10 protein-coding genes are annotated in these 13,328 nt (G+C 39.7%); 2 read left to right on the top strand and 8 right to left on the bottom strand.

What is annotated here, in order from left to right; genetic code table 11:
* Positions 1–246 precede the first annotated feature (246 nt).
* Complete coding sequence (locus tag Q8G36_RS14235; protein WP_305160436.1) at positions 247–1,962, bottom strand: ABC transporter ATP-binding protein; 1,716 nt, start codon at positions 1,960–1,962, stop codon at positions 247–249.
* A gap of 207 nt (positions 1,963–2,169) precedes the next feature.
* On the opposite strand from Q8G36_RS14235, the gene Q8G36_RS14230 reads away from it, so the two are divergent.
* Positions 2,170–3,411, top strand: coding sequence for an MFS transporter (locus tag Q8G36_RS14230; protein ID WP_305160437.1), 1,242 nt, complete (start codon positions 2,170–2,172; stop codon positions 3,409–3,411).
* A gap of 199 nt (positions 3,412–3,610) precedes the next feature.
* Here Q8G36_RS14230 and Q8G36_RS14225 read toward each other — a convergent pair whose 3' ends face one another.
* The 6 genes from Q8G36_RS14225 to Q8G36_RS14200 form a co-directional block, all read right to left on the bottom strand.
* Positions 3,611–4,873: a glycosyl hydrolase family 18 protein gene (locus Q8G36_RS14225; RefSeq protein WP_305160438.1), complete on the bottom strand. Its 1,263-nt coding sequence runs from the start codon at positions 4,871–4,873 to the stop codon at positions 3,611–3,613.
* 206 nt (positions 4,874–5,079) lie between these two features.
* A complete protein-coding gene (locus tag Q8G36_RS14220; RefSeq protein WP_305160439.1) occupies positions 5,080–5,829 on the bottom strand; it encodes a (S)-benzoin forming benzil reductase in 750 nt (249 codons plus the stop codon).
* A gap of 353 nt (positions 5,830–6,182) precedes the next feature.
* Complete coding sequence (gene cls / locus Q8G36_RS14215; protein ID WP_305160440.1) at positions 6,183–7,640, bottom strand: cardiolipin synthase; 1,458 nt, start codon at positions 7,638–7,640, stop codon at positions 6,183–6,185.
* A 230-nt stretch (positions 7,641–7,870) separates the two neighbouring features.
* A complete protein-coding gene (locus Q8G36_RS14210) occupies positions 7,871–8,134 on the bottom strand; it encodes a metal-sensitive transcriptional regulator (RefSeq protein WP_305160441.1) in 264 nt (87 codons plus the stop codon).
* Positions 8,135–8,305: 171 nt separating this feature from the next.
* Positions 8,306–8,749, bottom strand: a complete 444-nt coding sequence (locus Q8G36_RS14205; protein WP_305160442.1) for a CoxG family protein — start codon at positions 8,747–8,749, stop codon at positions 8,306–8,308.
* A 505-nt stretch (positions 8,750–9,254) separates the two neighbouring features.
* Complete coding sequence (locus Q8G36_RS14200; RefSeq protein WP_305160565.1) at positions 9,255–9,782, bottom strand: DUF4309 domain-containing protein; 528 nt, start codon at positions 9,780–9,782, stop codon at positions 9,255–9,257.
* A 486-nt stretch (positions 9,783–10,268) separates the two neighbouring features.
* On the opposite strand from Q8G36_RS14200, the gene glpT reads away from it, so the two are divergent.
* Complete coding sequence (glpT, locus tag Q8G36_RS14195; RefSeq protein WP_305160443.1) at positions 10,269–11,630, top strand: glycerol-3-phosphate transporter; 1,362 nt, start codon at positions 10,269–10,271, stop codon at positions 11,628–11,630.
* A 248-nt stretch (positions 11,631–11,878) separates the two neighbouring features.
* Here glpT and aspA read toward each other — a convergent pair whose 3' ends face one another.
* The gene (gene aspA, locus Q8G36_RS14190; protein WP_305160444.1) at positions 11,879–13,309 is read right to left on the bottom strand and encodes an aspartate ammonia-lyase; all 1,431 of its coding nucleotides are present in this window, start codon (positions 13,307–13,309) and stop codon (positions 11,879–11,881) included.
* Positions 13,310–13,328 lie beyond the last annotated feature (19 nt).

Raw genomic sequence — 13,328 nt, 5'->3', positions numbered from 1 at the left:
ATTTTTAAACATAGTTGATTGGAACGGAAGGTGCGAGACTTCTGCGGGAATAGCGAGTCCAAGGGAGACCCCACAGGCGCAAGTGCGCCGAGGAGGCTCCCGGACCGCCCGCGAAAAGCGAGTGCCTAAAGTGGAAATCAACGTCCAAATTTGTACAAGCCAAAAAAAACTGTAGACAAACTCGATTTTCATCGAGTTTGTCTACAGTCTGAAGCTATATGTCTTGTGAGGACATATAGCTTTTTATCATTTTTGGAATTGTAATTGATGCAGATTGGCAAAAATGCCCCCCTGTTTAAGTAGGGCATCGTGACCGCCCTCTTCAGCAATTCCTTCTTCCGTAACAACCACGATCTTGTCAGCGTTTCGAATGGTTGCCAATCGGTGTGCGATGATTAACGTCGTTCTGTTTTCAGCTAGTTCAGTAAGAGCCTGCTGAATTATTCTTTCCGTCTCGGTATCGAGTGCAGAGGTTGCCTCATCGAGGATTAATATTGGCGGATTCTTCAAAAACATCCTTGCTATTGCAATTCGTTGTTTCTGTCCACCCGATAATTTCAAGCCCCGTTCACCTATTTGAGTCTCATAGCCCTCTGGAAGTCCTTCAATGAAAGTCTCTAAATGGGCTTTCCTTGCGGCTTCTTGAATTTGTTCATCCGATGCATCAAGCATTCCGTAAGCAATGTTCTCTTTTACTGTTCCTGTGAAAAGAAACACGTCTTGCTGGACTATGCCAATTTGTGAGCGCAATGACTTTTTTGTCATCTCACGAATATCAATTCCATCAATGGAAATTGAACCGGCATTAACATCATAAAAACGTGGGATCAATGAACATATGGTCGTTTTCCCAGCTCCAGATGGCCCGACAAAAGCGATGGTTTCACCCGCTTTAACTGTTAGATCAATACCTTTTAAAACCGGCTTTTTGTCTTCATAGTTAAAAGAAACGTCTTTAAAGGAAATATCACCTAAAAGGGTGGTTACCGCTATTGCATCCTTTTTATCCACGACATCAGGCACGACATCCAGAAGTTCCGTAAAACGCTTAAAGCCGGCCATCCCTTTTGGATAGAGTTCCATCAACGCACTGATTTTGTCGATCGGCTTAAATAATACGTTAACGTATAAGACGAATGCAACCAGTTCACCATAAGATAGCTGTCCATGAAAAGTTAGCCAAGCTCCCATCACCAACACGGCAAGGGTCATAAACCTCGTCATCATGTAAATGCCTGATAAGCTAAAGGACATTACCTTATATCCAAGAAGTTTCGCTTTACGGAATCTGCGATTATTAGTAGAAAATCTTTTCATTTCATATGTTTCATTTGTAAAGGATTGGACAACCCTCACTCCTGAGACGCTATCTTCCACACGGGCATTTACATCTGCAACCTCTGTATACATTTTCTTCCATGCTTTATTCATCTTTAAATTACTTATGACAATTAATAAAACGAGGAACGGTAAAATACAAACCGATATGAGTGCCAGTTTCACATTGATTGTCAACATAATCCAAAATGCACCTATAAAAGTCATGAAGGCAATGAATAAATCTTCGGGACCATGGTGAGCAAGTTCACCAATATCGAACAGATCATTGGTTATGCGGCTCATGATATGGCCAGTTTTCGTGTTATCAAAAAAACGAAAAGATTGTTTTTGCACATGCTCAAATAATTCCTCACGCATATCAGTCTCGATATTGATACCCAATTTGTGACCCCAATACCCTACGATGAACTGTAAGAAGGTACTAATGATATAAAGAAGGAACAAACCGGCACTTACCGAAACAATTGCAGACCAATCGTCGCCAGGCAGCAGTGTATCTATAAACCACTGAACAGCTAGCGGAAAGGCAAGTTCAAGTACAGCCACGACCACTGCACTGAAGAAATCAATAATGAATAACCGCTTATGCGGCAGGTAATATGAAGCAAAACGTCGAATCATCAAATTTTTCTCCTTTTTTACATATATTAAGGAGTATAATTCCATATTAAATATTCAGCAAGCATTTCAGCCCCATTATGGTAAAATAATCCATATAAAGAAACCCAACCCGGCTCATGCAATCTATTAAATTAAGGAGTGAATCCAGTGTAAAAAATATCCATTCTAAATATCCATGAACTTCATTTTCGTAAAAGGATGGTATTCATGAAAAACACATCGTTTCGATGCCTTTGGATCGGTCAGGCGTTTGTAAATCTAGGGGATATATTTTATGTAGTCGGGTTGATTTCACTATTATATACCTTGACGGGATCTGCCTTTTATTTGAGTTTGCTTCCGTTCACTACAACGATTTTTCGTTTTATCAGCAGTTTACTTGCCCCCCTTGTCATCGACAGGTTTCCTTTAAAAAGAATCCTTGTGCAATCTCAATGGTGCAAAACTATCTTACTCGTTTGCCTAGGAATCTATATAATAAGTTTCAATCATGTTTTTTCTGTTGCCGTCGTTTTCTTCATTGCCTTGATTTCATTATTGGATGGAGTCGCTGCCCCGGTCAGCGCAGCTTTGGTTCCTCAATTAGTTCCAAAAGAAGAACGGATGAAAGCGAATGGTTTCTTGAATGTGATCACCCAGACCATCTTTGTAGCAGGATGGCCACTAGGTTCACTCTTATTGATAAGTACCAACAGCCGTTTCATTATTTGGCTTACAGTCATGCTTTTTGCCGTTTCAACGATCTATACAATGAGAATCGAAGTCTCAGAACAAACGACGGACTCTGTTGCTCCGTCAAACTGGAGTTCTATTAAATCCGGATGGGTTGCGATTCGCCAAATCCCAACTATCCGTACACTCATTTCCATTGATTTTATAACTACTTTAGCTTCAAGCGTGTGGGTGGCTGCCGTTATCTATATATATGTAGAACAGAACCTGCAAATGGGGGAGGAGTGGTGGGGATATATTAACACAAGCTACTTTGTCGGCATGATTTTCAGTGGATTGATCGTCATCCGTTTTGCCAAATTACTAGAAAAATATATTGGATTCTTCATCACTTTCGGGCTATTTCTCAATTCACTGCTGATCCTGCTTTTTGGAACTACCAGTATTCCAGCTTTGGCTTTACTGCTGGCATGCCTGTTTGGTCTCCCAGAACAAATCCGGGAAGTGATCTACACCAAGCTATTCCAAGACCATGCTTCGGAAAAGACTCTTGCAAAAATTTATGCCGTTTGGGGAGCGGTTATCAATCTTACATTTGCCGGCTCCGTCTTACTATTAGGCTATATAACGGAAACATACAGTGTCAAAACAACTTCCCAATTTTCTTCCACCCTGATATTCCTTGCCTTTCTTTATGCAACTTTTAAAAGGAAGGACTTACAAGGGAAAAAATGTGATCAATCACTGTCAAGTCAGTCATCTAATATTCCTAGATGATGCATTTCTTTCGTTTCACCATAAAAAAGGAGCCTTGTTTTTTCATGGCTCCTTTTTATGGATCCAAGGCTCGTCGAACAATATTGTCTCTCTTTAAAATCTTGCTGGGTGTATTTGGCTTGGCCTTGATAAAAGTTGCACAACCAAACAAGAGAAAAAAATATATCACACTTCTTTTCATTGCCTGCACCCATTCATTCTATTTGATAATCAAGATATTCTTATCTATAAACTCCCAATTCTGCGGGAATTCCAAACCAATCTGCCAATAAGTTGCACCTATCAGTTCATATGCATCAATCATTTCATATTTTGCGCTTATCGATCGAATATCTTCAAACCAAACGACATGATTTGAATTCTCTCTTCGATAAGAATAGTTAGGTGAAGCCGCTGAGGTGTCAAAAGTTATTTCAGCGCCAGTTGCAATGGCAAGATTTTGGGCATTTTGAGCTGATAAAGCTTTCGTCTCGTGGCTTGGTACTATCCAATCGTATCCATACATAGGAAATGCCGACTGCAGTTTATACTCGGGTATATTCGACAAAGCATAACGAAGAACCTCGCCCACCCACCAAAGCGGGGAAATGGGTTCAGGCGGTCCAGTTGGATACCCATAGTCAATGGTCATCACGGCAACAAGGTCGGCTGCCTCTCCGATCCCCCGATAATCATGCCCGCCTACAATTCGATTATCAGGATTATCCGCTGTTTTTGCATGTACGTTCACATGCAGGATCAGTTCGTTCAACCCCTCCTTTAATTCTTTTAAAAAAAGCACATAATCCGAACGCCTGGCAGGTGGGATGAATTCGATGTCCATACTGACACCCCCATAGCCTTTCTCCCTAACGAAATTTAGCATACTATTGATTAAATTCGCTCTGTATACTGAACTAGCAAGGACATCACCAGCCAAATCAGCATCAAAATCACCATCTTGAAAGTTCCTGATCATCAGTAGGGGCGTCACACCTGTTTGCTCGCATTTCGCGATAAGGGGAAGATCATCACCATCTATATATGCATTTCCTTCCCTTGTAAACGAATAAGCCACAATGGCTAAATAGGATAATTTATCACCATTCTGCTCAAGAGTTTCAAATACTACTCCACCTGAAGTCGGGAAGGCAAAACCCAGCGTAATCAATTGATTTTTATAAGGAGATGGAATCAAAATTTCCGTACCGACTTTTAACGAGTTTTCAACGATTCCTGGGTTTGCCTCCTTGATTACCGCTGCACTGGTTCCAAAACGACTGCCGATTCTAGTAAGGGTATCCTGACTTTTAATTAGATACCTTCGATTCACCGCTTTTCCATTAGGTATATACAATGCCAGGCCAGGAACCAAAGTTGTTGATTCCAATCCGTTGACTTCAATTATCCTCGATGGGTCAACTTTATTTTTCGTGGCAATTTCCCAAAGGCTGTCACCTTTTTTCACAATAATGATCGTCATTCAAAACCCTCCAAACTCCCTCCAAAAAGTTTATGTTATTCAGGTAATTGGATAGAACGAATTATCACATTTCCTAATGATGATATCCTGGTTTTTTAGACGTTATATTAAATGGAATAAAGGATCACTAAAAAAAGAGGCTGTCCAAAGGGACAACCCACGTTATAAGCCATCAGTTGATTTTTCGTTTCACATACTCCTATACATCAAAGTAAATTCTTAATATCGTAGAACTTCCCATTCTCCAAATCTTCCGCTTCAAGAAGCTGCAAAAGTTTATCTGCCACAAATTCGGGGCTTCTTAACATGCCCTTCTCTTTATATTCATGAAATTTGTCTCGATCGGAAAAGTCCCGTTCGTCTGCTGACCGGATTGTCCCTTGCATCTCCGTATCCATTACACCTGATGAAAAAGATAGGAGAGACGTAGGGTAAGACGTTTTATCCTGTTCCAACCCTGCAACCCGTGTGAACATTTCTAGCCCCGCCTTAGTACTGCAATAGGCTGACCAGCCATGATAAGGGTTTTTTGCTGCTCCTGAAGATATGTTGACCATTACTTTCTTTCTGTTCCAGTCCTTTGTCTGTTTAACGAATTCATCAGCCAATACGATGGGTGCCATGAAATTCACCCTCATGCTTGTTTCCAAATTTACTATACCAAGGTTTCCTACCGGCTTTATCGGTTCAATGACACCTGCATTATTAATGAAATAAACGTCACTTGTTTCATCGACAGTAGCAAGAATCTCATTGACTAAGGAAGGTAACTTTGCAGTTTCATTCAAGTCCATCGAAATAAATGTAAGTTTCGTCCCGGATCGGTCAGCCATCCGCTGCATTTCAGGATGGGCTGTACGGGAAACTAAAATGCAATGGTCACTCCTCTGCAAACATCCTTTGGCGATGGCAGCACCTAAACCTTTTGAAGCTCCTGTGATTATAAACGTTTTCACGGCATTTCCCCCTTTTATGGATATAAACTATTGTACCAAAACGGAGTTCGGAATGGCCTCACCCCGGACCATGATTATAAAAAAGACTAGGTTAAACTTTATGATTTTTCACTGTTTTATGAAACCAACATTTGATTGAAGAAATTTCCGACACTCCTGTCGAATAACTGGCTAGCCGAGACCCCACAGCCGCTTGCGGCGAGGGAGCTTGGCAGACAGCGGCGGAAAGGGAGCGGATTTCTGTAATCAACTGGAACCATTTTCAAAGAAAAAAACTGCAGTCAAACTCGCTTTCTACGAATTTGCCTACAGTCTGTGCGGTCCAAATAATAATGATCCGCTTACTTTTAAAATTATAAAATGGGTGATACCAGCCTTGCAATGGACTCTTTAAAACGAATCCATTTTGAACGCTTTTCAAACTCTTCAATTGTAAGCTGCCTGCAAACTTGGACATCCTTATAAAAAATCCTTGTCAATGTTTCGGCCATTCCTTCATCATAAATGAAGGCATTGACTTCAAAGTTCAATTTAAAACTTCGGACATCAATGTTAGCTGTTCCCACCGAGGAGACCTCTTCGTCCACCACGATCATCTTCGCATGTATAAAGCCGTTATCATAGATGAATATTTTAGCTCCCGCCCTTAATAACTGCCCTGCATTGAAAGTTGTTGCCCAATAAACGAAAAGGTGATCAGGTTTATTCGGAATCATGATTTTGACATCTAATCCTGATAAGCTGGCAATCCTTAGTGCATCCAATAAACTTGCATCCGGTATGAAGTAAGGTGTTTGAATGAGAATCGATTTCTTTGCTGAAGAAATTAATTTAATATAGCCATTTTTAATTTGTTCCCATTCAGAATCCGGCCCACTTGTCACTATTTGCAAATCTATATTGCCTTGAGGTTTTACAATAGGGAAATAATGAGGCTGATAAGTTATATCATGGTGCTTTGATGCCTGATTCCAATCCAGGATGAATCGGGTTTGAATGGCTTTGACAGCCGCCCCCTTTATTCGAAGGTGTGTATCACGCCAAAAACCGAATTTTGGATTAAGCCCTAAATACTCATCTCCAACATTAAAGCCTCCAACATACCCTATTTTCCCATCTATGATGACGAGCTTTCGATGGTTACGGAAATTCAGCCTTAAATTTATAAATTTTAATTTGGATGGAAAGAATGCCTCCACTCTTCCTCCAGCCTGCCTAAATTCCCTGAAGAAACGTTTAGTCATCCCTCTAGAACCCAGCTCGTCATAAAGCAGCCGAACTTTGACGCCTTCATTCGCTTTTATAGTCAAAGCTTCAATGAATCGTTTACCCAGGCCGTCCCTTTGAATGATATAGTATTGTATATGTATATGGTTTTCGGCCGCTTCAATATCTTTAAAAAGCTGGTCAAACTTATTTTTTCCTTCCGTAAAAATATCGACTTGATTATCTTCAGTAAGCACGGCATCATTGTTCCGGAGATGCATATAAATCAAATCACGGTAATTACTTGAAGAAGCATTTCGAAAAGGAAAATGATTCGTTGAAAGCTCTTCCATCTGTTTATCAAGGATTTCTTCAATCCCGATTTTCTTCTTGTCCTCCCATTGGAATAAGTGGGCGTGTCTTAAACTCGTTCCAAAAAGGAGATATAAAATAAAACCGGCTACAGGCAGAAAATATAACACCAATAACCAAGCCCAGGTCGTGCTCGCTTCCCTTCTTTCAAAAAATATGACAACCGTGGCAAATAAAATATTTAGAATGATGACGAGGCCGAGCAAAACCGATGTAACATGCGTAAATTCCATAGCATACCCTCACTCAATTTTTATCCCTTTAAGGATACCATGCAAATTCTTTATATCAAAGGATTTGCTTATCAGAAATGAAGACAGAGAATTCACAAAAATGGACCTCTTCCTGTAGAGGCCCATTTTAAAAAAATCCACCCACCCCGGACACTAAAATTTCTCTGATTGGTCAGGTTGTCTTATAATCATTGTCTTAAAAATTCCAATTCAACAATAATTATAATAGCTTACCGGCTTTTCACTAATAAATTCACAGCTTCCTTCACTAGCTCTTCGGGATTCTTTTCTCCCGATTCATTAGCCTCCCGGACGCATTCTACAAGATTGGAACTTACTATTACCCCAATTGTCCTATCGATTGCAGATCTAGTGGCAGATAACTGCGTTACTACTTCTCTGCAATCTTTGTTTTCCTCCATCATTTTCAATATCCCACGAAGCTGTCCTTCAATTCGCTTCACTCTATTTTTAACCTGCTTATCATATTCCATGTGAGGCCTCCTACCCTGCCTATTACTTATGAATCCTATCCAGACATCCATCATAAAACCTTTTCAGTTGAAATGAAGGCTTGATAAAAATCTTACAATTTATAATACATACCACTTAGGTATAATTGTCAAGTGCCAATATCCAATAATGATAGCTCGAATATGTAATTTCTATTTTTGTACAAGGAGACTTTGTGCAACTGCCTCAGAAAACTCGATCGTCATTTGGGGAACGTACGTTTTTAACAAAGCATTGACGATAGGGGCTTTGGCTCCTTTTGCCGTAATCGCCAGGCAGCCAGTCATTTTAGTCTGACCAATTCCGTACTGTTCTGCTAAAAAATAGCCATGGCCATCAAATTTTTCGTTTAATCCTTTAAGTTTAAATGTTACCTTATCGGGTTCAATCCATTCCAATATATTCACTTCAAGTTTAATTTTCTTCTTCATTAATCCCAAATCGCTTTTAAACTCCCAAATGAGTGTCCCCTCATTTATCATCTCATGATTGATATATCCTGGGACAAGAGGCGCCCAACGATCTATGCTACTTACAAATCCCCATACCGTTTTTATTGAAACAGGCAAAATGATACTATGCACACCTTCTGACAAAGCAGTTCCCCCTTAATCATTCTACTTACATCTTTTTAATGTATGGCTGAACAATATTGAATAGAACGGGAAGATTAGATTCTTGAAACAAAATTCTCCCATTGAATAGCATAGAATCGCCCCTCTGCAATAAAGGGACGATCCTTTTTTATTGCTGGGCCTCAGACTTAAGACAAACTCTAGAATGCCTACATTTTTTTGAGGGAGTGTAAAATATAAGTGTTGTTTTCCACTCCAGGCACTCGTTTTCCGCGGGCGGTCCCGGGAGCCTCCTCGGCACTCTTGGCGCCTGTGGGGTCTCCCTTGGACGCGCTTTTCCCGCAGGAGTCTCGTACCCTCCATTCCAATCAACTTTGCTTAAAATTCAGATGGAACCCCTTTGGTCTACAAACTCAGACCCAGCTTAATTGCTGGGTCTTTTTTTTATGAAAAGATTATTCTTCCGTATCTTTTTCTGTTTCTTCATTTTCTACAATTAAAGTAGGTTCAGGATCAGAATAACTTATTAATCTGGTGCAAATTCAACCGTATACATATTCAATCTTGGATCTGGGTTAATCCAGGCGCTTTCAAACACGAAGACCACTTTATAATTTGCGTAATCGGTATAGGTGACATAGTACATCCCTTCTTGCTCCACTTCACTTACAGGTTCACCAATCAATTCCTTCAACATGGATAAATGAATGGTTTGCAATTGCGGATCAAACTCATCAATGGCGGTAATCGTCTTTCTACCTGTTGATCCGTCATAGAGGAATCGGACATTATGGGACCAATAATTGGCCGCAACGGTACTCAAATCTTCCGGTGCACCCCAGGCTTTTTCCACTTTCTTCAACGAATCACCTACAGAAAATGGGCCACTGTTAATGGTTTGCTGGGATTCATAGGCTAAACCCATGATCTGCCGAATCAAAAGGTCTGGCGTGGATTGTGATGATGAGGAATCTGATGAAGCAAAAGCAGCCTGCCCACTAAACATGAGAAATGCGAGCATTAGAAATGTAACTCTTCGGGTAAAACGTTTCACTTGTTCCAAAGTTATCCTCCCTTTCCACCTGGAAATGACTAATTACATTATTTTTGAAAAATTGCGTAGGTCTTTCCATTTGGTTTTACCTTTACTATTAATATTCATTGGAACTTTGGACACATACCATTCGTTCAGAAAAAACCCTTTAATGAAATATTAAAACCGATTAAGCCATTTCATGTGAGCCACATTTTATTTATATATTTATCCCGATATAAAACTGGCCCTAAAAGGACTTAGTCAGTTAACTTGACGTCACTGGTGCCTTCTTTGTCCGAATGGGCAAAAAAAAATGTTGACAGCGTTTTCTTATGAAGATAGTATAATTATTACAAGTTAACGATGGTGGAGATTTGGAGACTCATGCTTTAATAGGACCTTTTAAACAAAAAGGTTGCTATTTTGGTATGAGTTTTTTTTATGTGTCATCATCAGTACTTTACTTATATTACGTTCAAAAATATCTTATTAAGGAGGAATTGGATGCTCAAATTATTTAAGCCAGCTCTACCAGTTGAAAGATTACCTGAAGGAAAAATAGATTCTGAATATAAGAAACTCAGATTACAAGTTTTCATCGGTATCTTCATTGGTTATGCTGCGTATTATTTAATTCGTAAAAACTTTACCATGGCGATGCCATATTTAAAGGAAGAAGGCTTTACAACTGGAGAGCTAGGTCTTGCATTATCAGCCATTTCGATTTCATATGGGATAAGTAAGTTTGTAATGGGAACTGTATCAGACCGAAGCAATGCCAGGTATTTCTTGCCAGTAGGTTTGATACTTGCTGGAATCGTCAGCTTACTTATGGGTCTTGTTCCATTTTTCACATCATCGGTTACCATTATGTTTATCATGTTATTCATTAATGGATGGTTTCAAGGGATGGGCTGGCCTCCATCAGGAAGAGTACTTGTTCACTGGTTCAGTGTGAGTGAAAGAGGAGGGAAAACGGCAATATGGAACGTTGCCCACAACGTGGGTGGTGGCTTAATGGCACCATTGGCAATTGCAGGTGTCTCCATCTTTACAACATTAATGGGTTCTTCATATGCAGGTTATGAAGGAATTTTTATACTACCTGCTCTAGTTGCCATATTAATAGCAATCATTTCATTTATCTTAATACGTGATACACCTCAATCAGTTGGATTACCACCTATTGAAGAGTATCGTAATGATTTTCCAAATAAAATGAAAAAAACGTTTGAAACAGAATTGACAACGAAAGAGATACTATTTAAATATGTATTAAATAACAAATGGGTCTGGGCGATTGCGATTGCAAACATCTTTGTTTATTTCGTACGTTATGGGGTACTTGATTGGGCACCAACCTATTTAAGCGAAGAAAAAGGCTTCAACATGGACGAGTCCAGTACGGCTTATTTCTTATACGAATGGGCAGGCATTCCGGGAACCTTATTATGCGGTTATATCTCGGATAAAGTTTTTAAAGGACGCCGGGGACCGGCGGGGGTTGTCTTTATGCTAGGAGTATTAATCGCAGTCCTTGTTTACTGGTTTAACCCTGCAGGCAATCCAATGATTGATATTATTTCCCTAATTGCGATTGGATTCTTAATTTATGGACCTGTAATGTTAATAGGTCTGCAAGCACTGGATTTAGTTCCTAAAAAAGCTGCAGGCACTGCAGCAGGACTGACTGGCTTATTTGGATATTTAGGTGGATCTGTAGCGGCTAATGCCATTATGGGATATGTAGTTGACTTTGCAGGCTGGAATGCAGGTTTTACATTAATAACGATTTCTTGTGTTCTGGCAGTAGTGGTATTTGCATTTACATGGAATGTTCGTGGACAGGAAGTAGTAAAGGGCTAATACAGGCATATTATTGACTCAAGCTTCCCCCTCCCCTAGATATATTCTAAGGGGGAGGGGTTTTCTATGAATAGTAAAAATAACTGAATATTCAGTTATTTATTCCCACAAGCAGTTGACGGACGTTTGCGTAACATTTCATATTGGAATGTATATAATTAATGACTATGCCTTTATACCAACGGTCCTAAAGGCATAGTCATTATATCAAAAATCATATAGATTAATGTTTTCTACTAATATACTGGTTATTGCCTATCAAAAAGAGAAGCTCCCGCTATACCGGGCTTTGTCATCTCATAAGGATTTAGAATCAGATCCAATTCTTCTTCTGTCAACACATCATATTGTAAACAAAGTTCGCGAACTGATTTGCCTTTTAATATCGCTTCACGCGCAATACGTGAAACCACTTCATATCCAAGGTGCGGATTGACTGCTGTAATTACTCCAACACTTTGTTCGACATAATCTTTTAAATGTTGCTCATTTGCTTCAATGCCTTCTAAACAATAATCAGTAAAGACATTGAAAGCATTATTCATAATGCTAATTGATTGCAATAAATTGAATACAAGCACTGGCTCCATTACGTTCAACTCCAGTTGCCCTGCTTCTGATGCTAAGCAAATCGTATTATCGTTCCCGATCACTTGGAAAGCGACTTGATTAATTAATTCTGGCATTACTGGATTTACTTTTCCTGGCATGATGGATGAACCTGGTTGACGAGCTGGAAGTGTGATTTCTCCTAACCCCGCTCTTGGTCCTGAAGCCATCAAACGTAAATCATTAGCAATTTTAGACATATTCATCATACATACTTTCAATGAAGCTGACACTTCAGTATATGCATCCGTATTTTGAGTTGCATCTACTAAATGTTCTGCTCCAACAAGCGGCAAGTTACTGATTTCAGCTAAATATGTAACAACATTTTCAATGTAACGCGGATCTGCGTTCAATCCCGTTCCCACTGCTGTTGCTCCCATATTCACTTCATATAAATGTTGACGTGATTGACTGATTCGTTTTATATCACGTTCCAACACGCGACTGTAAGCCTCAAATTCTTGCCCGAGGCGAATTGGCACTGCGTCCTGAAGATGTGTGCGTCCCATTTTGATAACATGATCAAATTGTTTTGCTTTATTCTTTAAAACCGTACTCATCTTGGTCATTGTTTGTAACAATTGCTCTAAAAGTCGTAGGGTTGATAAATGAATGGCAGTAGGGAATACGTCATTCGTTGATTGCGACATGTTAACATGGCTATTTGGACTAACTTGTACATAATCACCTTTTTTGTGTCCCATAAGTTCTAATGCTCGGTTGGCAACGATTTCATTAATGTTCATATTCATCGATGTACCCGCACCGCCTTGAATTGGGTCAACGATGAAATATTCATGCCACTTTCCATCGATCACTTCATCAGAAGCTTTGACGATAGCGCTTCCAATACCATCATATAACCGTTTGGTATCCATATTTGCTAAAGCGGCTGCTTTTTTAATCATAGCTAGTGCACGAATCATTTCTTCATTGACTTTGTAACCGGTAATCGGAAAATTTTCTACAGCGCGTAGAGTTTGTATTCCATAATAAACATCTGCCGGAATTTCCTTTTCCCCAAGAAAGTCTTTCTCGATTCGGTATGTTCTCTCTTCTATCAACATTTCCTCTTGCCCCTTTGTT

The organism is Peribacillus frigoritolerans (genome assembly GCF_030676415.1).
GTDB lineage: Bacteria > Bacillota > Bacilli > Bacillales > DSM-1321 > Peribacillus > Peribacillus frigoritolerans_A.
Note: the sequence above shows the minus strand (reverse complement) of the source record. Positions and strands in the feature narration are given on the sequence as shown.

Coding starts and splice junctions, on each gene's coding strand:
- Q8G36_RS14210 (WP_305160441.1), bottom strand. CDS start 8,134: ATGGAATATGATAAGCAGGTTAAAAATAGAGTGAAGCGAATTGAAGGA.
- Q8G36_RS14230 (WP_305160437.1), top strand. CDS start 2,170: ATGAAAAACACATCGTTTCGATGCCTTTGGATCGGTCAGGCGTTTGTA.
- Q8G36_RS14225 (WP_305160438.1), bottom strand. CDS start 4,873: ATGACGATCATTATTGTGAAAAAAGGTGACAGCCTTTGGGAAATTGCC.
- glpT (WP_305160443.1), top strand. CDS start 10,269: ATGCTCAAATTATTTAAGCCAGCTCTACCAGTTGAAAGATTACCTGAA.
- Q8G36_RS14235 (WP_305160436.1), bottom strand. CDS start 1,962: ATGATTCGACGTTTTGCTTCATATTACCTGCCGCATAAGCGGTTATTC.
- cls (WP_305160440.1), bottom strand. CDS start 7,640: ATGGAATTTACGCATGTTACATCGGTTTTGCTCGGCCTCGTCATCATT.
- aspA (WP_305160444.1), bottom strand. CDS start 13,309: ATGTTGATAGAAGAGAGAACATACCGAATCGAGAAAGACTTTCTTGGG.